This is a genomic window from Bdellovibrio bacteriovorus (assembly GCF_041888015.1).
Taxonomy (GTDB): Bacteria; Bdellovibrionota; Bdellovibrionia; order Bdellovibrionales; family Bdellovibrionaceae; genus Bdellovibrio.
The window spans coordinates 774,804-798,987 of the sequence record NZ_CP168968.1 but is presented as its reverse complement, the minus strand read 5'-3'; the positions used below and the strand labels follow the sequence as shown (position 1 = coordinate 798,987).

Annotated in this window: 18 protein-coding genes, 2 tRNA genes and 3 rRNA genes; 4 read left to right on the top strand and 19 right to left on the bottom strand. The window is 47.6% G+C overall.

Features of this window, described 5'->3' with window-relative positions:
- Positions 1-21: 21 nt before the first annotated feature.
- Positions 22-573 (bottom strand): hypothetical protein, encoded by a 552-nt coding sequence (locus ACES2G_RS03945; RefSeq protein WP_347358855.1) that lies wholly within the window; start codon positions 571-573, stop codon positions 22-24.
- Positions 574-736: 163 nt separating this feature from the next.
- Between ACES2G_RS03945 and ACES2G_RS03940 the strand changes: the two genes are divergently transcribed.
- Positions 737-1,609, top strand: coding sequence for a DUF72 domain-containing protein (locus tag ACES2G_RS03940; protein WP_374001376.1), 873 nt, complete (start codon positions 737-739; stop codon positions 1,607-1,609).
- Here ACES2G_RS03940 and ACES2G_RS03935 read toward each other — a convergent pair.
- The 5 genes from ACES2G_RS03935 to ACES2G_RS03915 all read right to left on the bottom strand — a co-directional run bounded on the left by ACES2G_RS03935 (position 1,603) and on the right by ACES2G_RS03915 (position 8,485).
- Complete coding sequence (locus ACES2G_RS03935; protein WP_347358853.1) at positions 1,603-1,965, bottom strand: 4a-hydroxytetrahydrobiopterin dehydratase; 363 nt, start codon at positions 1,963-1,965, stop codon at positions 1,603-1,605. The genes ACES2G_RS03940 and ACES2G_RS03935 overlap by 7 nt on opposite strands.
- A 57-nt stretch (positions 1,966-2,022) precedes the next feature.
- Positions 2,023-5,133, bottom strand: coding sequence for an efflux RND transporter permease subunit (locus ACES2G_RS03930; RefSeq protein WP_347358852.1), 3,111 nt, complete (start codon positions 5,131-5,133; stop codon positions 2,023-2,025).
- Positions 5,134-5,135: 2 nt separating this feature from the next.
- A complete protein-coding gene (locus ACES2G_RS03925; RefSeq protein ID WP_374001375.1) occupies positions 5,136-6,413 on the bottom strand; it encodes a TolC family protein in 1,278 nt (425 codons plus the stop codon).
- A gap of 128 nt (positions 6,414-6,541) precedes the next feature.
- A complete protein-coding gene (locus ACES2G_RS03920) occupies positions 6,542-7,972 on the bottom strand; it encodes a L,D-transpeptidase (RefSeq protein ID WP_347358850.1) in 1,431 nt (476 codons plus the stop codon).
- A gap of 183 nt (positions 7,973-8,155) precedes the next feature.
- Positions 8,156-8,485: a DUF1904 domain-containing protein gene (locus ACES2G_RS03915; protein ID WP_347358849.1), complete on the bottom strand. Its 330-nt coding sequence runs from the start codon at positions 8,483-8,485 to the stop codon at positions 8,156-8,158.
- 144 nt (positions 8,486-8,629) lie between these two features.
- On the opposite strand from ACES2G_RS03915, the gene ACES2G_RS03910 reads away from it, so the two are divergent.
- Positions 8,630-9,724, top strand: a complete 1,095-nt coding sequence (locus ACES2G_RS03910; RefSeq protein ID WP_347358848.1) for an OmpA family protein — start codon at positions 8,630-8,632, stop codon at positions 9,722-9,724.
- Between the two features lie 52 nt (positions 9,725-9,776).
- Here the strand turns inward: ACES2G_RS03910 and ACES2G_RS03905 are convergent, their stop codons facing one another.
- The 7 genes from ACES2G_RS03905 to ACES2G_RS03875 all read right to left on the bottom strand — a co-directional run bounded on the left by ACES2G_RS03905 (position 9,777) and on the right by ACES2G_RS03875 (position 15,723).
- Positions 9,777-10,088 (bottom strand): hypothetical protein, encoded by a 312-nt coding sequence (locus ACES2G_RS03905; protein WP_347358847.1) that lies wholly within the window; start codon positions 10,086-10,088, stop codon positions 9,777-9,779.
- A complete protein-coding gene (locus tag ACES2G_RS03900) occupies positions 10,085-10,573 on the bottom strand; it encodes a sigma-70 family RNA polymerase sigma factor (RefSeq protein WP_347358846.1) in 489 nt (162 codons plus the stop codon). The genes ACES2G_RS03905 and ACES2G_RS03900 overlap by 4 nt, the downstream gene beginning before the upstream one ends.
- An 8-nt stretch (positions 10,574-10,581) precedes the next feature.
- On the bottom strand, positions 10,582-11,019 hold the full coding sequence (locus ACES2G_RS03895) for a Spy/CpxP family protein refolding chaperone (RefSeq protein WP_347358845.1): 438 nt from the start codon (positions 11,017-11,019) through the stop codon (positions 10,582-10,584).
- 66 nt (positions 11,020-11,085) lie between these two features.
- On the bottom strand, positions 11,086-11,718 hold the full coding sequence (locus ACES2G_RS03890) for a pyroglutamyl-peptidase I (RefSeq protein WP_347358844.1): 633 nt from the start codon (positions 11,716-11,718) through the stop codon (positions 11,086-11,088).
- The gene (locus tag ACES2G_RS03885; RefSeq protein WP_347358843.1) at positions 11,718-13,448 is read right to left on the bottom strand and encodes a hypothetical protein; all 1,731 of its coding nucleotides are present in this window, start codon (positions 13,446-13,448) and stop codon (positions 11,718-11,720) included. The genes ACES2G_RS03890 and ACES2G_RS03885 overlap by 1 nt, the downstream gene beginning before the upstream one ends.
- A 250-nt stretch (positions 13,449-13,698) precedes the next feature.
- A complete protein-coding gene (locus ACES2G_RS03880; RefSeq protein ID WP_347358842.1) occupies positions 13,699-14,382 on the bottom strand; it encodes a FliG C-terminal domain-containing protein in 684 nt (227 codons plus the stop codon).
- 207 nt (positions 14,383-14,589) lie between these two features.
- A complete protein-coding gene (locus ACES2G_RS03875; protein ID WP_374001374.1) occupies positions 14,590-15,723 on the bottom strand; it encodes a hypothetical protein in 1,134 nt (377 codons plus the stop codon).
- A 342-nt stretch (positions 15,724-16,065) separates the two neighbouring features.
- Here ACES2G_RS03875 and ACES2G_RS03870 point away from each other — a divergent pair, with 342 nt between their 5' ends.
- Positions 16,066-16,644 (top strand): hypothetical protein, encoded by a 579-nt coding sequence (locus ACES2G_RS03870; protein WP_374001373.1) that lies wholly within the window; start codon positions 16,066-16,068, stop codon positions 16,642-16,644.
- Between the two features lie 78 nt (positions 16,645-16,722).
- A complete protein-coding gene (locus ACES2G_RS03865) occupies positions 16,723-17,748 on the top strand; it encodes an alpha/beta fold hydrolase (protein ID WP_374001884.1) in 1,026 nt (341 codons plus the stop codon).
- Between the two features lie 119 nt (positions 17,749-17,867).
- Here ACES2G_RS03865 and rrf read toward each other — a convergent pair.
- The 6 genes from rrf to ACES2G_RS03835 all read right to left on the bottom strand — a co-directional run bounded on the left by rrf (position 17,868) and on the right by ACES2G_RS03835 (position 24,079).
- A 5S ribosomal RNA gene (gene rrf / locus ACES2G_RS03860) occupies positions 17,868-17,984 on the bottom strand.
- Between the two features lie 254 nt (positions 17,985-18,238).
- A 23S ribosomal RNA gene (locus ACES2G_RS03855) occupies positions 18,239-21,179 on the bottom strand.
- A 111-nt stretch (positions 21,180-21,290) separates the two neighbouring features.
- A tRNA-Ile gene (locus ACES2G_RS03850) sits at positions 21,291-21,367 on the bottom strand.
- 143 nt (positions 21,368-21,510) lie between these two features.
- Positions 21,511-23,024: ribosomal RNA gene (locus tag ACES2G_RS03845) — 16S ribosomal RNA — on the bottom strand.
- The 16S, 23S and 5S rRNA genes sit together here with 2 tRNA genes alongside, the layout of an rRNA operon.
- A gap of 308 nt (positions 23,025-23,332) precedes the next feature.
- A tRNA-Ala gene (locus tag ACES2G_RS03840) sits at positions 23,333-23,408 on the bottom strand.
- A gap of 155 nt (positions 23,409-23,563) precedes the next feature.
- The gene (locus ACES2G_RS03835) at positions 23,564-24,079 is read right to left on the bottom strand and encodes a hypothetical protein (protein WP_347357068.1); all 516 of its coding nucleotides are present in this window, start codon (positions 24,077-24,079) and stop codon (positions 23,564-23,566) included.
- Between the last annotated feature and the right edge of the window lie 105 nt (positions 24,080-24,184).

The window sequence follows — 24,184 nt, the reverse complement described above, 5'->3', positions numbered from 1 at the left end:
AAAACATAGAAAAAAGCCCCGCTATTGCGAGGCTTTTTGTTTCTGTGACGTCAGCTCCATCTGGCAGACTTTGACTTTGGTTTCATACTCATCCTGACGTTTTTCCAAAGTAGCTTTATAACCACGGAAACGGGTCATACGATCTTTCAGGAATTCTTCAGAAACACCGACGATACGCTTCTTATCTTCCACACCAATAGAAGAAAAATCCTCATCAGGGGTCACGTATTCGCGGGACTCCGTCCAGCGCACTTTGCCGTCACCACCGTTTTTTACATCCCCCAGTTGCACGCGACAGTCACGCAAAACGCCATACAGACCACGGTTGTCCAAATAGCGAGGGCCACCGAAAACATTGGCTTCCAGATTATAAACATCCAGTTCCAAGCGGCGCAGTTCTTCATTCATCGCGACTTTGCGCTGATAAACCATATCACCGTCTTTAACCCCAACAACAGAATCGCCACGCACCGGCGCTGACATATCCACCTTTGTATCAACATCCTTGGCCTTATGTTGCGAAGCACATCCCACCAGAGACAAAACAACAAATGCAAAAACTATAGAACGCATATTCTCCTCCACATGGATCTGAAAATCTTAGATTTCTGCCCAGGGAACGTCAAATTTTTGCTCTTAATGCAGGACTGCATTTCCGTATTTGTCCGGTATGTTTCTTACTTAGAAACAGTAATTAAGATTATAAATCATCCTGCAATGAGCTATCACTTGAAGAATGGAAATTCGTATCGGTACGTCCGGCTGGGTCTATCCACCGTGGCGAAAAACTTTTTATCCGGAAGATCTGCCGCAAAAGAAGGAGCTCTTTCACGCCAGTCGGCACCTGACGTCTATAGAAATCAACGGTTCTTTTTATTCCTACCAAAAGCCCTCGACTTATCAGCACTGGTATGACGAAACGCCCGATAACTTTATTTTTTCGGTCAAAGGCCCCCAATACATCACCCATATCAACCGACTGAAAGAGATCGAAGATTCACTGGCGAATTTTATGGCGTCAGGAGTCCTGCTTTTGAAAACAAAGCTTGGTTGTATTTTCTGGCAGCTCCCTCCCAGCTTTGTTTTCAACGATGAAAAGGCGGCACGCCTGGAACATTTCTTCAGTCTGCTGCCCAAAACTTTTCGCGAAGCCTCGACCTGGGCCAACAAATCCAAGCGCTTTATTGCGGACTATTCTGCAGATATTACCCAGTCCGACAGGCCTTTGCGACATGCCTTGGAGGTTCGTCATCACAGTTTTGAAAATCCTGCGTTTATTGAGCTCTTACGAAAATACAAAATTGCATTGGTCTTCGCCGACACCGCTGGCAAATGGCCCTATATGGAGGATATCACCTCGGACTTTTTATATTTGCGCCTGCATGGTGATGAATCCTTCTATGACGATGGTTATGACCAGGATTCTTTAAAATTTTGGGCGCAAAGACTTCAGGCCTGGTCCCAACACAGACTTCCCAATCATGCACAAAATCTCACCGAGGTAAAAGATCTTCCGGATCTAAAGACCGCCTTTATCTATTTCGACAACGACCTCAAGATTAAAGCCCCTCAGGATGCCCAGCAGTTGCAACAACTCACAGGTCAGTGAGACACCGGAGCATACTGATTCGCGGCCACAGCATCCACTTTGGCAGCGCAGATAAAGTCATTTTCTGAGATTCCACCAAAGCCCTCGTTCACCGAGTGCGTGTTATACTTTACCAGACAACGATTGTAGGAAACTTCCAACTCTGGATGATGATCTTCCGTGTGCGCCACATACGCAATGGCATTCACAAAGGCCATTGTTTGATAGTAGTTGCTGAAATGAAACGTCTTGGCAATGTGGGGCCCCATCAAAACCCACCCATCCAGCAAAGTCAGATACTGATCAATTTCTTCGGGAACCAGGGCCTGGTCAACGGGATGACTGCGTTTTCTCAGTAAATCGGTTTGACTGATCATGGGGGCTCTCCTTACAGAACCCCCATTGTCCCTCAGTCCTTTAGGGCTCTCAATTTGTTATTTCTCATGAACCAGACCGCCTTCGCGCCGATCAAATTTTGCAAAGAGGCTGTAAACACAAGGAACCACATACAAAGTCAGGAATGTGGAAACCAAAACGCCCCCGATAACAGCGATAGCCATCGGCTGACGAGCTTCCGCTCCTGGTCCCAGACTCATGGCAGCCGGCACAGCTCCGGCGATCGTTGCAAAAGACGTCATCAAAATGGGGCGCAAACGAGTCGGACAGGCCTCGATCAAGGCTTGGTGAACATGCACCTTTTCTTCATCACGGCGCTGATTCGTGAAATCCACCAGCAGGATTGAGTTCTTTTTCACAATCCCCATCAGCAGAATCAATCCGATCATACTGAAGATATTCAGTGATTGCCCGCCAATCCACAGCGCCAAAAAGGCCCCAGAGAAACTAAACGGCAAGGCCATAAACACCGTCACAGGATCGATAAAGCTATTGAACTGAGACGCCAAAATCATATAGGCCACAATAAATCCAAGAACCAGGGCAAACAGCAGGCTCATAAAGCTCTGCTGGAATTCTTCGGCAGAACCGCTCAGGACCACCTTGTATTCCGCAGGCAGGATCTTGCGTGCGACTTCCTGCGCTTTTTCCATGGACTGCTGCTGACTGAGTCCCTGTCCCATATTTCCGTAAATAATGATCGAACGTTGACGGTTCTTTCTGGAGATACTCGAGGCCACGGAAGCTTCTTTAATATCCACTACAGAAGCGATCGGCACCAGCTCCCCACGATTGTTGCGCACCTTCAAATCACGAATACGCTCTTGTGGACTTTTGCCGTTTTCTTTCATCTTCACGCGGATGTCATAACGGTGACCGCCTCTTTCATAGCTTCCGACAACCACACCACCCATCATGGCGTTCAGCACTTCACCAATAGCGATAACACTGACACCCCGATCCGCCGCTTTCTGACGATTTGGAATGATCTGCACTTCCGGAGCCCCGGCCTGATAGTCCGAGCTGACATCTGTCATGACCTTGCTGGTCTTAAGCTCTTCCACAATCTGTTCAGAGAACTCACCCAGCTTGGCCCAATCCGGTCCTTGAATACTGAACTCAACCGGGAAGCCCTTCCCGCCACCGCCGCCAAAGCCCTGAGTCGACGGGTCCTGCACTTGCGGCTTGGATTCAGGAATTGTTTTATTCAGATACTCACGCACAACTTCAATGAATTCCTGCTGACTCAGCTCACGACCTTTTTCTGCCGACTTACCACGCTGACCTTTGGGCTTCAAATCCACAAAGACAATCGCATTATTGGCCTCACCCCCAGTGAAACCTCCTGCCGCGACGAAAGTGGAATTCACTTCTGAACGGTTTAACAGGAAGTCCTCAATCACTTTGACCTTTTCATCCGTGAACGAAATCGCGGACTTCGGAGGATTGCTGATCTGAACCATCAAAGAGCTTTGATCCTGCGCCGGTTGGAACTCGCCTTTCAGGAAAGCCACTGAGCCAAAACTGAAAATGAAGAACACCAATGAGGCCCCGATCACTTTCCAACGATGATTCAGGGAAACTTCCAATGTTTTGGTGTAGGCCACATGCAAACGATCAAACAGAGACTCAAACGCACGCCCCAAACGGGTGGTTCTTTCTCCTGATTCCACAAATTGAGATGCACGCATCGGAGTCAGGGTCAGAGCTTCCAACAATGAAATCATCACCGCCGCACTCATTGTCACCCCAAATTGGAACAGGAAACGTCCGATCAAACCTTCCATAAAGGCAATTGGAAGGAAGATTGCGACCAACGATACAGACGCCGCCATGGCGGCAAAAGTGATCTCGCGAGCCCCCATCAAAGCGGCTTCACGTTTGCTTTTCCCCATTTCCAGATGGCGGATGATATTTTCCAGAACCATGATGGCATCATCCACGACAATCCCGATGGCCAGACTGAGACCCATCAGTGTGAAGATGTTCAAGGTAAAACCGGCGAAGTAAAGAACAATAAAGCTTCCCAGAACCGAGGTCGGAATCGCCAATAAGACGTTAAAGGTCGAAGACCATGAACCCAGGAACAACCAACACACCAAAGAAGTCAGAATCGCGGCCAGAATCAAAGTCAGAACCAGTTCATGCACGGATTCTTCAACGAACTTGGTCCCGTCATAGTTCACAACGATGTTCATACCTTCGGGCAAAGTCTTCTGGATTTCCGCAATACGATCCTTTACCGAATGAGCCACCGTCACGGCATTGGAACCACGTTGCTTGACCACTCCCAGGCCGACAGCGGCTTTCCCGTTAGCGCGGGCAAACTGAACTACGTCCACCATGCCCTCTTTAAAATCGACCACCTTTTCCAAAGGGATCGGTGCATAGTTGGGACCTCCCCCGCGACTGTTCACCAGAATCTTATTGAATTGATCAATGGTTTTGGCTTCGCCCAAAGTACGCATGCTGTATTCAGTTTTTTCATACTCTGCCCGGCCCGCCGGAGGTTCCGCATGTTCACTGCGTAACGTATTGGTCACATCCATCACGGACAAAGCGTATTTATTCAGGTCCTCGTTACGCACCCATACACGCATGTTGGGCTCAAGATATCCCGGCATCCACAAGTTCCCCACACCCGGGACTGTGGTCAGTCGGTCACGCACCTGATCTTTAACGAAGATCATCATTTCTTCCAGCGGCATTTTCGAACTGGACAAAGACAACCACATGATCGGGAAGTCCTCCGGATTGATCTTCATCACGGTCGGTGGGTCCATATTCAAAGGCAAGGCATCCTGAATCTGGGAAATCTTGGCTTGCACGTCCTGGAAGGCCACGTCGATATCACGCTCCAGATCAAACTCGATGGTCACATCAGCGGTACTGTTACGAGCGACAGAGGTGATATTCTTAACCCCTTGAATACTGATCAAGGCATCCTCAATGGGGTCAATCACATCGGCTTCCATCACTTCAGGAGCCGCCCCTTCATAACGAACCGACAAGGAAATCACCGGGAAGTCCACGTCAGGAAGTTCGCTGACCCCCATACGCATAAAGCTGATCGCCCCGAACACAATCAACCCGAACATCAACATCCAGGCAAAAACGGGTCTTCGAATTGATAAATCAGACAAAGTCATTTTTAATCTTCCTTCATTTTCGGAGCTTCAATTTCAGCGGCAGCCACCTGCAAGCGTACAAGATCCATCTGTGCGGCAAAACGAGCCTGATCCAAGGCGCGAGCAGACATGCGATAGTCCGTCAATGCCACCTGCACATCGATATTACGAGCCAGCCCTCGGCGATAATCTTTTTGCAGAACCTGATAGTTTTTTTCTGACAAGCTACCGGCTTTTTCCAGAGCCTCCACCTGCTTAAGACGAGCTTGGAAGTTCTCATAATAAGTACGGACTTCCTGTTCTGCCATTCGGCGCGCCCGAGCCAAAGTCAGGTCCGCTTCGATACGCTTTGATGCCGCTTCTCGTACTTTGGATTGAGTGCTGCCGCCTTCAAATAACGGCAGACTTAAGCGCAACTGAACATCCCAGTTCAGGTCCTCGCTGAAACCTTCGGGACGTCTGAAATAATAATTCCCGGTTAAGTCCAAAGAGGGCCAGTGCGCGCCCTTGGCGATACTGACTTCCTCTTCCATAGCACTCAGTTGTTCTCGTGCGGCTTTGATATCGTAACGATTTTCGATCTTGCTCAAATAGCTGGAAAGACTTCCCACCTTTTGCGACTTGGCCAAATCCGGATCTGTCAAAACTTCCCCGGCACTTAAGCCCGTAATAAAGGCAAAAGCTTCGCGCGACATCTTCAGGTTTCCTTCCACAACTTGAGCCTCGGCCCTCAATGCCGCCTGACTGGATTGGGCCGTCAGCATGTCAGAAGAACTTGATTCTCCCCGACGCACTCGGCCTGACAACTCACTCACCCGTTCGTCGTAAATCTTCGTCTGAGCCGAAATGTTTCTTAAGTCCTGTTCCAGCGTCAGAATATTCAGATAAGAACCGGTGACATCCTGATACAGACTGATCACCATCTGATTGCGGATTTCTTCCTGAGCACTGACGAGGTCCTTCTGTTGACGAATACCCGCAAACTCCCTCAACCCACGGAACAAAACTTGATTGGCCGTCAAGGCAATGGTCGTTTGTCTTTCCGGGAAGAAGTCGCGTGCGACTGGATCAGAGGGTTGTGGTTGCATCAAGTAAGTGGCATTGGCGGATATTTGCGGATACATGCCTCCACGCACCTGCTTCACCCGTTCACGAATCTGGCGAACCTGTTCGTTCTGAGTTCCCACCAGTTCATTTTTTTGCAAGGCCGACTGATAGGCTTCCTGCAAAGTAGCGGCTGTGGCCGATTTTGAGATCATTGTTAAAACACAAAGAATAGAAATTGAAATAAGTTGAGCCATGTTTACATTACTGACTATGGCTCTTTAAATTTCAAGAGAAAGACATCTGAAAGTCGCGGGCGGTCAACAAATAGAAAACGGCCAAGATGCTAAACCTTGGCCGTCAATTATTTTTGTTCTGTCAGATCTTAGCGAACGATTTCCGGAATCACAATGTTACCACGCTGAGCCTGCAAGAACTCAGGAACAGAGTTTGTGAAATCAGGCAAACCACCGATACGTACCGCGCCACGAGTCGCATTGTAGTTCGGGTGTGCGTAATCCACGAAACGACCTTCATCAATCAGGAAGTAACCACGGAAGTGTGTTTGACCACCTTTCGCTTTTGCATCGATCTCATAACGATCACCAGACAAACCAGAAGATGCGGACTTACTGTAATTCAGACCAGAAACTGTCGGATAACGATCCACGCGGTAAGTGCCTTTTTCAATCAGGTTGCCGCTATGAACAGAAACACCTTGAGCACGAATCGTCGCTGCGTCCGCAGTCAAACCATTGGACTGAGCCGCACCGTTCGTCAACAACATCCAGTCCCAAGGAAGAGGCAACTGAGAATCACGATATCTGGACAACGAAGTATCACGAGTCGCTTCACGGGCATAAACACGGTAAATATCTGTACCCGGCCCCAGAAGGTGTCTCATATAAGCCACCGCTTGGTTTTCCAAACGAGTGCAACCGTGAGAACCCGGGTTGCTGAAGAAGTTGATCATCTTCATACGAGTGATCTCGATGGGCTTGGCGCCATCTTTACCCCAGCCGATTGTACCGTGAATCCATTGATAGTTTACACCACCGTTTTCACCTGCAGGTGTCAACTTGGCAGCATACCAACCGAACGCACCGTGAATGGAGGATTTCCCCTGATCATTTCTTACGGACCATTTTCTTGCACCCATGTACAAGCTCATGCTGTCCGTCACCGCACCTGGGATGTCTTTTAAAGACTGACCTGGAGTGTACCAGCGTGGATAGAAACCTTTTCCGTCCTGATAGAACTTCACCCATTCAGAAATACGAGAATGACCCACCCACGTTTTGTAAGCATTCGGATCACTCTTATCGCCCTCCTCAGGACGACCAACCACGGTGTCAGTTTCCATCACCATCTTGTGCGCGCAACCAGGGGACGTTGTGCAACGCTCATAGATGCGGGTTTTTTCTGTCGCGATATTCTGAACCACGAAATAACGGGAGGTTGGCAAAACGAGCTGTTTGTCACTTAGATAATCCTTGGAAACATAGAACTCAGCCGCCACATAAGATGATACTGTGGAAGAGTTGATGATCTTCACCTGAACCAGCGGAGAAGCTTCATTCAAAACATCATAAACCTCAACAACATCATTTCGGGAAAGCTTGCCAACAACATTGTTTGCCGTTGTGGAATTGCTGGATCTGACATTCAATGTGTCAGCGGCGATATAGTACTGTTTTCCCACGATCAACTGGCTTTTGCTAACCACCTGAGCCGTCGGCACTTGAGCCGCAGCAGAATAACCAGTCAATACACTCATAAGAACGGCCGTCGCGGCCCCAACCAAAGAAGCTTTCATGTCATCTCCATTCATTTGCACCAGACAGCAAAGCAAGAAGCATGTTACAGAGATGGCATCTTTAAAACGGATATAGCTGGGGCCCGTCCCACCCCCTATGAAAGAAATACCTAACGAAGCTCAATGAAGGCACTTTAAGGCCACCTGGGGCCTGTCGAATCTTTTGACACTTCTATGGATGACCTAGAAATGAACCCCATTTTCATAATAGGATGCTTTGGACAGGACCTGGAAGACCACCACCACATCCTCATAATGCCCTAGATGCTTCAGTTGCCGGGTGATAATTCCTGCACAGTCATCCTGCACTTCCTGAGACCGAGCAAACCAAAGAATCTCAATAAAAGGATAAGATTCCACGGCGGCTCCCGCGCTAAAAAACTGTGTCTGCACAAGCTCAAACGTAAAGTTGTCCTGCGCCGTGTTCATCACTGGCGCCAGCTCCGCAGGCAGGGTTTGACTTAATTTTTGGACATCCTCTTTTTTAACGGCACGAAATCTTACATGTGGCATTCGACAACTATAGGCCAGTTCACCGTACTTTGGATATATCCAATTCTATTTATCTCGACAAAATATCCTGAATCTTACTTCAAAAAATTGACCCCTGAAGCCCAAGATCAATACTAAAAGCGTTCAATAAAAAAGGAGAAGACTATGAAAACGATCATTCTAACAGCTTTGCTTAGTGTCGGCCTGACGGCACAGGCCAATCAAGACTCAGCAACAACGAGTGCATTGGAATTCTCCAAAGAGGAAGCTCAAATGGCTCCCCGTGGAGTTCTGCCCTTCCTGGGACTGGGCGGCGGTTATACTGGCTATGACACCAATGGCGCCGCAGAAGGAACACCATCCACAATTAAACTTTTAGGCTCATGGTATCTGGAAAGTCCCTGGGTCATGGATCTGGGGTATGGCGTGAATAATCAGCAGTTCTCTCAAGCTGGCAACGGACAAGAGACTGCCATCACTGATGGAGCTCTGGAGTTTGCTGCCCGCTATAGATTCGACAGCCGCTGGCAACTGGGTGTTGTGGCAAATCAACTGTATAACCAAGGTGAAAACTATCTGGCGGACCAAGCTGATGCCCACTTCGTAGGTCTGCAACTGCTGAGAGAATTCAATATGACTCCAAGCTGGCTGGCCCGCCTGGGTGTACGTGCGGAATCCTTAACGAATAATACAGACGGCCTGGTGAATATGTATCTGATCGACCTGCAAATCGGTTGGAATCCTGGGGCATATAAAACATCCGTACGCTCCACTGCAGCTTCTGAACCTGCAAAACCAACTGAAGAGTCCATGTATCAAAGAACCGAGCCAGCGCGTCCAGTGGCGACCATGGAAGCTCCAGAATCTGCTCTTAGAGACGTGAATATGAACATGATTGCCGGAGCCGGAAGCGCCATTCAGTTCCGATCTTCGCAGTACGCAATCTCTGGAGCCGATCAGCGTAAGCTTTCTCAAGTGGCGAAAGTTCTAAATGAAAATCCAGATCTGGTTGAAAGAGTCGAAGTTCATGGCTTTGCCGATGCCTCTGGTTCAGCAGCAACAAATCAGAGAATCTCCCAAGCCCGTGCTGATTCCGTAAAGTCCATTATCGAACGCAATGGCTTCACGAACGTCGAAGCTGTGGGTAAAGGGGCTACCGATTCCACTGGAATCAAATCCCATGACCGCAGAGCTGAGTTGATTTTTGTGGGAGTTAAAGACGAAGAGGCTCTAAGAAGAGCGCTTTCAGAAATTCGTTAGATTCATATCGAGATAACAATAAGACGCGATTCTCTTTGCCGAGGTCGCGTCTTTATTTTTCAGCAAACATCATGATCATTTCCTGATCAAAGTCCGAATCCACTTCTTTGGCAAAGTCCTGCCATTCCTGATACAGATAGTCTTCCTCACCAGAGGCCTCCGGGACCGTGACCGAACGCGGATTACCGACCATCACCACCACCGCCAGTGAGGCTGTCATCAAAGGAACCAAAACCAGCCACGCAGCTCTGCGTTTGCGCTTCTTATCCTCAATTTTACGCCATATAGCTTTTTCTTCCCCCAGGGGACTGGGCGGCGCCGGACTGGCATTTTCTTTCAGAAAGTTCTTAAGCTCATCGCTCATAGTTTGACTCCTTTCTTCACCAAAAGGTCATTCATTCTTTGTCGGGCCGTATTCAGGCGGGACTTTACCGTCCCCTCGGGAATCTCTAAAGCCAAAGAGATATCTTTGAGTGACTGCTCTTCCAAATAAAATAAAATAACCACGACACGCAGCTCTGCTTCCAAGGATCGCAGCACCAACTCCACAAGTTCACGATTGGATATATCCTGCTCCAGGCGTTCATCCAGATCGTTGACTTCCAGATCTATGGCCCCTTTGTTTTTACGAAGATAATCCACCGCGCAGTTGTAAGTAATGCGGTACAACCAGGTAGAGGCCTCGCTGTCGCCGCGGAAGCGATGACGATTTTCCCAAGCCTTTAGAAAAGCCTCCTGAGTCAGATCATTCAAAACCGCTTCTCCGACCAAACGGAAAAGAAGACCCCGCACTTTCGTGGCATGGGTCTTATAAAATTCAGAAAACTGATCTGCCTCGTGAAAACTCACAACAATCCCTAGTCCTCTTTTTCAGCTTTACCAAAAAGCTTGGACTTTTGTTCGTCCGTCAGAACATCCCGTGCATTCAGCAGGGAATCCAAACGGCTTTTGGACAACTGGTTCTTTTTATCCAGCATCAGCTGATAGGCTTTCGTGACATCCTCTTTGGTCGCACTGGCGCGCAGAGACTCTTTAAAGGCTTTACGGGCAGCCTTCATTTCTTCACGCAACTTCTCTGAATCCGTGCGATTGGTTTCCCGAATGGCTTTCAACTTTTCTTTTTGTTCTGCGGTCAACCCCAGTTCCTTCATGTTCTTAGGACTGAAATGCTTTTCCAATGGCGAGATCTCATCCCCTTTATGATGATGACCTCCACGTCCCTCGCCACGGGCCCAGGCTGTTCCCGCACTCAAGGTCATGGCCATTACGACTGCTATAATGAGGTTTTGCATCATGTCTTTCCTCCTATTGAAACTTTAGACGAAGGGACTTCGGAAAAGGTTCATGAAATCCAATAGCGTTTATTTTGAGATAGGCTTATCTATAAGAGCTTTGAGGATCAAATGAATCCCCTTCTCCATCTGGTCCAGCCCCATGGACGGCGTCTCTGCCGCTTTTCCCACTGTTTGCTCTGGCAAATAAGGGACATGAATAAAGCAGGCCTGCACAGGCAACCCCTGCTCGCGAATGGCATTTAATGTCTGATAGTAAATATGATTACAAACATATCCACCGGCACTGAGTGAAATTTCTGCCGGAACTTGACTGTCTTCAAGAAGCTTCTGCCATTGTGGTAAAGGCAGGTCCGTGAAGTAAGCGGCCTCCGACTGAGGCGCTATGGCCCCTCGATGCGGAGTGAAGCCATCTTCATCCGGTTTTTCTGTTTCAATCCAGTTCAGAGCAACCTGCTCCAAAGAAATCCTTTTACGCCCACCCGCCTGTCCCAACATCAGGACAGCTTCATAACGATGAAGACTCAGACGCTGCAGAAGCAGAGCCCCTGCCTGCTGAAAAGAAACAGGTAAAAGTAAAGTGTCGATCTGATCTTGAAGCGACAAATCCCTCTTGATTCTCTCAAGAAGGATTTGGCTGGGATTGAGGCTTTCGCCCAAGAAAGGGAGAAAGCCGGTGATAAGAATTCTTTTTTCTTTCATTATTCGTAATGACTTCTCCAAGTCATATAGAAGTCATTACTGTATGTACCATTCAAAGGATGTCCTTTAATACGGAATTCCACTTTCGTGTTAAATTCACGAGTCAAAGCCTGCGCTTCCGCATCGGTGCGAGGAACACGTCCCCCCATCTGCTTCAGCTCAGAAATAGGAATCCAGTATTCTCTTGTACTGACACAAGTGGAAGTGCCAGACCACGGTCCCTTATCCGCACACTCATTACCACCATTCCAATTGAATAGACGGAAAACCACTTTGGCCTGATTTGAATTCGAGAAGAAGTGCCAGTTCTGACCAATATGTTCATATTGGGAACCCAGCTTTTTAAAGCCCCAAGTCCAAGGAAGTTGTTGTTTGGTATCGTAGCTATCCACAAACTCCGGACTGTGAGTCAAAACAAAGGTGCGTAATACTGCTGCGGAAGCCTGCGCTCCATAAGATGACGAGAAACCACAGTGATTGCCATATTTAAGATTCAACACCCCAACGTGTGCCGATTTTTCATAGGCATCATCATGCTCCATCACTTCCGCATTAACGCCGTTATTCACAACCATATCATCCTTGGAAGCCCAGACCATCAGAGGCGTTTTCACCTCCTCCTTCCAGTTCCAGAAGTTGTTACTTTTCATAAAGGTTGACGGCGTGCTCGCAATGCCCCGGCGCTGCAAAGATGTTGAAGCCAAAGTCGCAATATAGTCCGGCATATCTTTACGGTTGGACGGAATCTTGCTGTCACTAATCAGGTCCGGAACATCCGTAATATAATTGCGCGCTTCTTTGAAATGCTCTTTAGTCATTTTCGCAAAGACACGGCCCACGACCTGGGTGCCATACAGATGATCCAAGGTTGGGCGCAGACTGATCACCGGACAGATTGCCGCCACGGAGTTATAAACTTTATTCCCGTTAGGCAGAAGATATTTATCATTAAATGCAGCTCCCATCACAGCGGCATTACCGCCAAGGCTGATCCCCATAAAGTGCAGACTGGAAATGCGATCTTTATGCTCCCACTTTTGAAGCATCCACTTACCCACTTCAATCGCTTCGAAACCTTCAGACCATCCACCCAATGTCACACGCTTGTTCACATAGATATAGTCCATGCCGGTTTGGTTCGCCAACAACAGAACATTGAAAGGTGACTGGTCAAATAGATGCATCAGATAGCTTTTCATGGAAGCCGTCTGAGCTGCTGAACAGAAAACACCACACTTCACAATCACAAGAGGACGCGGGCGTGTGTCTTGCTTCAAAGCCAGAATACCCGGAACTCTGGTTCCGTCTGGCAGCTTCACCATAAACTCTTTCACCTGTGGATGAGACAAGAATGGATATTGATACTTCGAGAACTTCAACAGCCCCAGCATTCCCGTCCAGGACCTTTGAGTCAGTTCACCCGAACATTTTTTGAAATAAGCCCGAGCCACATTATAGTACTGGGCCGTGGTCAACTTGCGCCCCACCACACTGTCTTCAAAGCGGCGTGGATCACACCCCGGAGAAATCTCTTTCGTGCTCAGGCCATCGGGCACTTCATCAAAGAGACCTTTGGCAGCAGGAACATCCTCACCGGACTCCTTTGCCAGCTCCTGATAAAACTGAGTTTCAAGATCGACTGTTGGGATTTGCGCCTGAGCCACAGAACCCGCAAACACTGAGAACACCGCTATCGTACCGATAAACACGCTGCAAAACTGCGTTGCCATTTTTCTACCTCACGTACTTCGAAAGGCTTATCGGGGGCGGCTTTTAGCTGGTTTAGAAAAAACTCAGTTTGTCTAAAGTCTCGACATTTTCACGAAGAATTCCACTCAACAGCCGGAAACTCAGCGAACGACTCTTGCTGCTGCTTAAATCTCAACACGCTCTCTTTCCAGTGATTTTTGTTCCATCCTGAAACAAAAAAACCGCTCACTTCGGAGCGGTTTTTTGATTTTTATCTGTTCTAGATGATGACTAGGCAATTTTCTTGATTTGCGAAAGCTTATCTTTGAGAACTGAATTCTCGTGCTTCAAAGCATTCACTTCTGAGGCAAGCTGATTCACTTTACGTTTGAGGAACTCATACTCCTGCTGGGCTGCCGGCTCTGAATCCCCCACAATATTAGGCTTAGCATCAGATTTTGCCACGGGCCCGGGAGATGTATCAAACGTCGGAGTCGCAAAGGCATTCACGCTGAGAAGCTCTTCAATGTTCTCTGGGATATGAAGTTCAGGATCCACTTTCTCCAAACGAATAATCCCCTGAGATACAAAGCCACGAACCTCTGAAAGCATTTTGGAAATACAGGTCGATTTCTCTGCTGGTGTCGGCGCAGAGTCAGCCATCATATCTGTGATCTTTCTTTTGGAAATAGGTGGCAAACAGCTCAGCAGGCTGTCCACTTGTTCCTGCGGGTTGCCATGCAGGGCATTTGCCAAGGTCAACGGCTGCACCCTTGAAAAGATCTCTACCAGATACTGACCATCCCAGCTATAAACGCGTGTGATCGTCAGGATGCGCTTACGAAGCGCTTCCTCCCATGCGGGGCTTTCCCCTCCGATCAACCCCAGGAACTGCTCTCGCTTCGTTGCCGGAGAGGTTTCAAGAAGTTGCAAAAGTTGATAAAAGCCGCCCTTTTTCTTGTATCTGTCTAACATACCCATAGCTAGTATATCGGAAACGTAATACAGGACTAAAGCACCTGGATAGCCAAAACGACCGATCAAGAAACTTTGATCTGGTCTAAGACCCATTTTAATAAGAATTCATGTGGAACGTCTCATTTAGAAATATCAATGCCTCAAAATGAAAAAGGGCAAAGCCGGTTCACAGCTTTGCCCTTGGTGGTTCAAAATCAAAATCTACTATTGAAGAGCTTCACACTTATAGGAAAGGTTTACGCTCGTACCTGGTGACAGGTACTGATTGAAGCGCAGCGCTTTTCCATCCATATAGTAACCCACCGGAGTTCCGGAAACCGTGACGATCAAATCACTTGGGTTCGCACAATTCAACATGATGTCCTTAATACGATCCGTGATCTTGGAGCGGATCTGACCCAATTGGGAAGTATAATCCTCAGAACAGATATCCGCAGCCGCGCCCCAACCTGCTGTTGCAAAGCTCAGGTAAACACTGCCGATACTGCCGGTAACCAACCCAGCCGTCGGACCATATCCATCCAGCGCTTGGCTGTTTTGTTGATTCAAGCAGGCATTATCTTTCACAACAATTGAATGTACGCTGAGTGAATTGAACTTATCCGCACCCAGGCTGTTTTTAACATTCGTGATTAGGAAATTCGGCTGATCCATTTGATCCAGAACATAGCCATTATCACCATAAAGACCGCTTCTTTCGTCTTCATCAGAAAGGAAGATCACTGCAAGGTGAGCATCGTTACGGATAAAGCTGGAAGGGTTGTTCTTCACAACCAAGTTCGCTGCATAAACACCGCGCTCATCACCGGACGGACAGTTCTGGGAATATTTCGTTGAGTACTCTGAAGAGTTAATAGAGTTCACATCGCCACCGCGTGCACGAATCCAGTTAGCAATAAACTTTTCACACGCCAAAGTCTCTGGGCGCTGAATTGTACTATCAAACAAGGACATACGATCCGTATGCGCTGGGGTGATATAAGGAGTGCCCTCTTTATAATAGATTAGATTTCCGCCTCGGGAGCCACTGACATCCGTCGTCGTCATCGCAATACGGTAGTCAATTTTCTGAGCATCCAGATCCGCGATAAAGTTTCTAAATCGAGGTGCCAGGCGTGCCTGCTCAAAAGACATCGACGCAGAGTTATCATTGACGATAAGAATATCGACTTTTCCACGACCTGCGGTTTGCGTGTAATTAAAGGCGTACTTGCCGTTCTCCACCACACACCCGGAGTCTTTACATTTGCTGTCATCCAAAGAGAACTTCACCGGGGAACATCCCACGTAAAGTCCTACGAAGAAGGAAATGGCAGCCATCTTAGTGAGTGTTTTCATAGACACACCTCTCTCACCCCTTTACTTCCAATCTCGGTGCCAAGACCGGGTGTTTTTTACAAACTGCTGAAATTACTGGAATTTTTATGTTTCAATTCAAGACCCCTGCCACCCCAGAGTTGTCGATATCTTTGACAGGAGCCCGCGAAGGACACTTTTTCGGCTGCAATTTCAATGAGTTAGATTTTTTGAAGGCCTAGGCCGAAGGAGCGATTTTCGTCTGATCCGGGTAAAGCCTTTGTCGCGCCCTGGGATCTTTCACATAATAAATGTGCGGTTATATTCTTCTGCCCCTACAAGAGCCCTTTTGTAGTGGGCTCTTACAAAACAGGAGTCAGCAACATGGTCGCAAAGCTTCTTGGCACTCTTATCATTCTGGCAGCCCTTACGATTGGGTATACAATCCTAAAAGAGGATCTTGATCTTCCTAAAAAGTCCGACAAAAAAACGGCGGAAGCCTGCGTGCAACTGACTCCGGCGCAACAACTGGCAAAAATGATCAATAATGATTTTCAAACACTGGAATCCGAAGGACAGTTACCTCCTGAATGGAAAGACATCGCAACGGTGGAAATTCGCATGAACTCCACGCTCGCTCGTACAATTCTTGGGAAAGAGCGCCCGAACATTCAACGGGTAAAACAAGGCGCCAACTATCTGGAGCTTGAAATCGTGGATCTTCCCGATGACGAAAATCCAGGTGTGATCATTCAAGCCAGTTTGTTTAATATTAAATCCAAAAATAAAATCTTTGAGATCGGTCGCACTTACACGATGAATGATCTTAACAAAGTCACACCGGAAAAGGCTCCTGAAGCACCAGGGAAAAAAGACGCCCCAGCTTCAGCAGTAACTGTTCCCACATCGGAAACAACAACAGCATCACCCGCTGCAAACACTCCTCCAGAAGCACAAAAGTAATTTTCCCGTCAGTGCCATAACAAGGAGAGTCCTTCACCGTGACTCTTCAGAAAAAATCACCAAGGAGAACTTTTTATGATGAAAAAGCCCCTCTTCCTTCTGCCCACTTTGATGTTGCTGTCGGCTTGTGCTTCTCAGCCAAGTAAAACAGATTCTCCGACGCATTCTGAATCCTCCACGCCGAAAGGCTTCGATGCGGTTTTGTCTCAATACAACTATCCCTTCCAGGTCCGCTACTACAACTTCAAGTCCCAAGGACAAGAGTTGAAGATGGCTTATATGGACATCAAGCCCGAGAAAGAATCCAAAGACGTCATTGTTCTTCTTCACGGTAAGAACTTTCCCGGCGCTTACTTTGAGCAAGTCATCAATTCTTTAAAAGCTGAAGGTTTTCGCATCATAGTGCCTGATCAAATCGGCTTCGGAAAATCCAGCAAGCCGAGCTACTATCAATACAGCTTCCATACATTGGGTCAGAACACTCAAAATCTTTTAAAGTACCTCGAAATCGACAAATACAAACTCTTAGGCCACTCGATGGGTGGCATGGTGGCAACAAGAATGACCTTGATGTTCCCTGAGTCCATCACGCAACTGTTTCTGGTAAATCCAATCGGTCTTGAAGACTGGAAGACGATGACTTCTTATCGTCCTGTTGAAGACAACTATCGTGCTGAACTCGCCAGCTCTGCTGAAAAGATCAAACAGTACCAGCTAGACAGTTACTATGATGGAAAATGGAAAAGTGACTACGACAAGTGGTTAGAAATTCCGACTGGCTGGATCCAAGGCCCAGACTATCCAGTGATTGCCTGGAACTCTGCTTTAACATCGGACATGATTTTCACTCAGCCTGTTTTCTATGAATTTAAAAATGTAAAAGCACCGACTGTTCTGATTATCGGCCAACGCGATAGAACGGCCATTGGCAAAGCCTGGGCGACAGAAAATATGAAGAAGAAAATGGGCAACTATCCAGTACTAGGTAGACAGACCGCTCGCCTGATCCCACATGCCAAATTGGAAGAGCTTAAAGGACTTGGACATATGCCCTTCATCGAAGACTACGATGCTTTCTGGAAAGCCCTAAAAAGACATCTTTAAAGAGGCGTTAGCATAAAACAAAAGATCGCGTTACTGCGCGGTCTTTTTCTATCTACCAGCAAATTTCGGGCAAAAAAAAACCCGACTTACTTTCGTAAATCGGGTTCGAGTAAAAAAAGAGCTGGCGTCGTGCTACTCTCCCACATTGTCACCAATGCAATACCATCGCCGCAAGAGGACTTAACTTCTGAGTTCGGAATGGGATCAGGTGTGGCCCCTCTGCTATAAACACCAGCAAAGCGTTTATTAAGTCAAAGTGGTTAGCTTCTTACACTAACCTTCGTTCTTTGTGCAACTTACTTCCAATACAAATGGAGAAGTTACTTTCTTATTCAGATACAACTGAATGATTGATTTAATTGATTTTTAGCGATTAACGGTTAGTCCCATCAATCACTCTCTTACTTATTCAGAGAGCTAGTCTCTCGTTCCTTAAAAAGGAAGTCTCTGAGACGAAATCTTCGTCAAGCCGAAGCCTGAGAAGAAAAATTTAATAAAGCCTCACGACCTATTAGTACTGATCAGCTCAATGTGTTACCACACTTACACCTTCAGCCTATCAACCTCGTAGTCTCCGAGGAGTCTTTAGGGGGCCGAAGCCCCAGTGAGATCTAATCTCGCAGTTTGCTTCCCGCTTAGATGCTTTCAGCGGTTATCAATTCCGAACATAGCTACCCTGCATTGCCGCTGGCGCGACAACAGGAACACCAGAGGTTCGTCCATCCCGGTCCTCTCGTACTAAGGACAGGTCTGCTCAAATCTCATACGCCCACAGAAGATAAGGACCAAACTGTCTCACGACGTTCTGAACCCAGCTCGCGTACCACTTTAATTAGCGAACAGCTAAACCCTTGGGACCTGCTCCAGCCCCAGGATGTGATGAGCCGACATCGAGGTGCCAAACTCCATCGTCGATATGGACTCTTGGATGGAATAAGCCTGTTATCCCCGGAGTACCTTTTATCCGTTGAGCGATGGCCCTTCCACGCGGGACCACCGGATCACTTTGGCCTGCTTTCGCACCTGCTCGACTTGTAGGTCTCGCAGTCAAGCCCCCTTATGCCAATGCACTCGACGCCTGGTTTCCAATCAGGCTGAGGGGACCATCGCGCGCCTCCGTTACTTTTTGGGAGGCGACCGCCCCAGTCAAACTGCCCACCAGACAGTGTCCCTCTCCTCGTAAAGAGGAGCAGGTTAGATTTCAAAGTTGCCAAGGGTGGTATTTCAAGGTTGACTCCACAAGGGCTAGCGCCCCTGCTTCAAAGTCTCCCACCTATCCTACACATGCCAACTCTAAAATCACTGCCAAGCTACAGTAAAGGTTCACGGGGTCTTTCCGTCTTTCTGCGGGTACTCGGCATTTTCACCGAGAATTCAATTTCGCGAGGCATTTGGTCGAGACACCGGAGAAGTCGTTACGCCATTCGTGCAGGTCGGAACTTACCCGACAAGGAATTTCGCTACCTTAGGACCGTTATAGTTACGGCCGCCGTTTACTGGGGCTTCGATTCTCTGCTTCGCTTGCGCTAACAAATCCTCTTAACCTTCCAGCACCGGGCAGGCGTCAGTATGTATACTTCGTCTTGTGACTTTGCACATACCTGTGTTTTTGATAAACAGTCGCTACTCCCATTTCTCTGCGACCTGAAAAAGCTTGGGGAGCAAGTCCTTACACTCTCTCAGGCACACCTTTTCCCGAAGTTACGGTGTTAAGTTGCCGAGTTCCTTGACCAAAATTCACCCCATCGCCTTAGGATATTCACCCCACTCACCTGAGTCGGTTTACGGTACGAGCTAACAAATCTAAAATTACGAAACTTTTCTTGGATGCATGGCTTTTCACACTTCCGGGACAAGTCCCTCGCATTCACACCTCAGAGTTACGACCAGCGGATTTGCCTACTGATCCTCCTACATGCTTACACCTCAATCCAATAAGAGGCTGTGATATCCTACACCGTCATTCCTTAATCACAATTTGTTAGGTAACGGAATATTAACCGTTTTGCCATCGACTACGCCAATTGGCCTCATCTTAGGTCTCGACTAACCCTGGGAGGATTATCCTTGCCCAGGAATCCTTGAGTTTTCGGCGCCCGGGTTTTTCACCCGAGTTCAACGCTACTTATGTCAGCATGATCACTTCTAGTTCGTCCAGCTGTCCTACCGGTCAACCTTCATCCTACACTAGAACGCTCCCCTACCACTAAAATATAAAATATCTTAATCCAAAGCTTCGGTAACACGCTTAGCCCCGTTGTATCTTCCGCGCAGAGTCACTAGACTAGTGAGCTATTACGCTTTCTTTAAAGGATTGCTGCTTCTAAGCCAACCTCCTAGTTGTCAAAGTAACTCCACAACGTTCTCCACTGAGCGTGCATTTAGGGACCTTAGCTGTTGGTCTGGGCTCTTTCCCTCTCGACTCATGACCTTATCACCCTGAGTCTGCCTGCCAGGGAACATATCTATGGCATTCGGAGTTTATTTGGGTTTGGTAATCCGGTAAAGACCCCTAGCCCATTCAGTGCTCTACCTCCACGATATTTTTTACTCGACGCTATACCTAAATATATTTCGGGGAGAACCAGCTATCACCCAGTTTGATTGGCCTTTCACCCCTAATCACAGATCATCAAAAGAGTTTTCAACCTCAACTTGTTCGGTCCTCCACGAGGTGTTACCCTCGCTTCAACCTGTCCATGATTAGATCACCGGGTTTCGGGTCTATGCCTGCATACTAAATCGCCCTATTCAGACTCGCTTTCGCTACGGCTCCACCTACAACGGCTTAACCTCGCATGCAAACATAACTCGCTGACTCATTATGCAAAAGGTACGCTATCGCCCACTTAAAGGGCTCTAACTGCTTGTAGACTTACGGTTTCAGGTTCTATTTCACTCCCCTCTCGGGGTTCTTTTCACCTTTCCCTCACGGTACTTGTTCACTATCGGTCACTAAGGAATATTTAGCCTTATGAGGTGGTCCTCACAGATTCCCACAAGATTTCACGTGTCTTGTGGTACTCGGGATGCCGCTAGGGCCTTCGAAGTTTTCGAGTACGGGGCTATCACCCTGTTTCGCCAGACTTTCCAGACTGTTACTCTAACTTCTCCGGTCCCACATCGCGGTCCCACGACCCCTCCTTCAAATAAATGAAAAAGGTTTAGGCTGTTACCCGTTCGCTCGCCACTACTGGGGTAATCTCGGAATTGATTTCTCTTCCTGAGGGTACTGAGATGTTTCACTTCCCCTCGTTCGCTTCAGACACCTATGTATTCAGTGAATGATACCATAAAATGGTGGGTTTCCCCATTCGGAAATCTCCGGATCAAAGTGTGTGTGCCACTCCCCGAAGCTTATCGCAGCTTACCACGTCCTTCATCGCTTCTTAGTGCCAAGGCATCCACCGTAAGCCCTTTGTAGCTTAAAAAAAATGGAACTAACCTCGCTAAAAATCAACTAAATCAATCTATTCAATTGTCAAAGAACGAAAAATGTTCATGTAAAACTCTAACTTCACCGCATTCAACTTAGTAGAACTTGGTGGGCCTGGGAAGACTCGAACTTCCGACCCCACGCTTATCAAGCGTGTGCTCTAACCAACTGAGCTACAGGCCCGTTAGGCTTCACTCTTTCAAAACTAAACAGCTAGATAAGATTTTTGGGACTCACTTACTCGGGAAGAGTAAGTTGACCTAAGATTGGGCCATTTTAACTTATCAAGAACAAGTCTTGATGAAGATTGACCGGATAATCCTTAGAAAGGAGGTGATCCAGCCGCAGGTTCCCCTACGGCTACCTTGTTACGACTTCACCCCAATCATCGACCATACCTTGGGCGCCTGCCTCCTTGCGGTTAGCGCAGCGACTTCTGGTACAGCCAACTTTCATGGTGTGACGGGCGGTGTGTACAAGGCCCGGGAACGTATTCACCGCGGCATTCTGATCCGCGATTACTAGCGATTCCAACTTCATGATCTCGAGTTGCAGAGATCAATCTGAACTTAGATAGCTTTTAAGCGATTTGCTCTACCTTGCGGCTTAGCTTCGCTCTGTGACTACCATTGTAGCACGTGTGTAGCCCTAGGCATAAGGGCCATGAGGACTTGACGTCATCCCCACCTTCCTCCGGTTTAACACCGGCAGTCCATCTAGAGTGCCCAACTGAATGCTGGCAACTAAATGCAGGGGTTGCGCTCGTTGCGGGACTTAACCCAACATCTCACGACACGAGCTGACGACAGCCATGCAGCACCTGTGTACCGACCCTTGCGGGCGACGACGTTTCCGCCAGTCTTCCAGTACATGTCAAGCCTAGGTAAGGTTCTTCGCGTTGCATCGAATTAAACCACATGCTCCACCGCTTGTGCGGGCCCCCGTCAATTTCTTTGAGTTTTAATCTTGCGACCGTACTCCCCAGGCGGGATACTTAACGCGTTAGCTTCGTCACTGAAGGGGTCAATACCTCCAACAACAAGTATCCATCGTTTACGGCGTGGACTACCAGGGTATCTAATCCTGTTTGATCCCCACGCTTTCGGGTCTGAGTGTCAGTGTCTAGCCAGTTACCCGCCTTCGCCACCGGTATTCCTGTTGATATCTACGTATTTCACCACTACACCAACAATTCTAGTAACCTCTCTAGCACTCAAGCTACGCAGTATCAAATGCACTTCCAGGGTTGAGCCCTGGGCTTTCACATCTGACTTACAAAGCCACCTACATCCGCTTTACGCCCAATAATTCCGAACAACGCTAGGATCCCTCGTCTTACCGCGGCTGCTGGCACGAAGTTAGCCGATCCTTTCTTACAGGGTACATTCATTGTGTTATTCCCCTGCGACAGAGCTTTACGACCCGAAGGCCTTCATCACTCACGCGGCGTCGCTGCATCAGAGTTTCCTCCATTGTGCAATATTCCCTACTGCTGCCTCCCGTAGGAGTCTGGACCGTGTCTCAGTTCCAGTGTGACTGATCATCCTCTCAGACCAGTTAAAGATCGTCGCCTTGGTGAGCCATTACCTCACCAACTAGCTAATCTTACGCGGACTCATCTTAGAGCGAAAAACCTTTGACCCCTTGAACCGCAGTTCTTGTGGTCTTATGCGGTATTAGCTAATCTTTCGACTAGTTATCCCCCACTCTAAGGCAGATTATCCACGCGTTACTCACCCGTGCGCCACTAGTATTCACCCGAAAGCTATCCCCGTTCGACTTGCATGTATTAGGCACGCCGCCAGCGTTTGTTCTGAGCCAGAATCAAACTCTCCAGTTTAAATTCTGTTAGAAGCAAACACCAACTTTTACGCTGTTGTTTGTTCGAATATTTTTTGAAATTGTGAATACCAATTACTCGGTATTCAAAGAGCCCAAAAATCTATTTTATCTAGCTATTCAGTTTTCAAAGAGCGAACTTTTTAAATCTTTCACTTCGCAGTCGAAGCGAGAGGAACCAATCTTATCGATTTCTCGTTTCTCGTCAACAATCTTTTTTATTTTTTCTTCATCAAGACAAACGTCTTAAAAAAGAGAAAAGAATTTCGTTATAGCGGAATTCCGAAGAGTTCATATAGACGAAAAATTTGGTGGAGGCAACAGGGATCGAACCTGCGACCTTCTGAATGCAAATCAGATGCTCTCCCAGCTGAGCTATGCCCCCAAACGAAGTGGAGCTGTTTTCTCGTAAGGCCCGAAAAAGGTCAATAGCTTTTTTTCGAAAATTTAATAACTCACAAGAAGTTGCTCAATAAATAACCGAGGCAGGGGCCTCGGTTATGGTAAAAAACATTATTAAGTTATTGAAAATACAGAACTTTAAGCGCTTGCTTTAAATTTTGACGCCAGAAGTCTATTTAACCAGGCTCTTTCAAAGCTAAGGTCGAACCCGACCTTCTCCCCACCAGAAACAATAGCTGTGTAGACCTTTTTAAGGATTTCAACCTCGTGATCCAAACCATTGTCAGCTCCCATGGACTCTTCGATGGCCTCATACACACTTAAAAGATCCGGTGTCGTCACGACTTTAGGAATGCGGGACATATCCAACCCCAAAGTCTCAAGAGGCTTGAAGCCCACCAGAGTTTCCGTCAGTAACACCTTTGCTCCACTCTTAAAGTTCACCTGAATAAACGGCTTACCTTCTGAGTCCGCGCGATGAAGAACTTCGCTGACTTCCTGAGTATTGAAGGAGAACACTTTACCGTCGAGGTCCTGGCGAATTTGCACTTTGCCAGATTCATGAATCTTCGCTCTAAGCCCCTTAGAGGAATCGACAAAATTCAGGATGTTGTCTAGTTCAGCGTGTGTCGACTTAGTTTTAGAACTGCTCAAATTACCCTCCCCTATAAATAGGGTCCTTCCAACAATAGAGGTATCGACAATCCATACAAGGACTTAACGAGAAAACAAAAAAAGTTGAGAATCCGGCCTCTTATC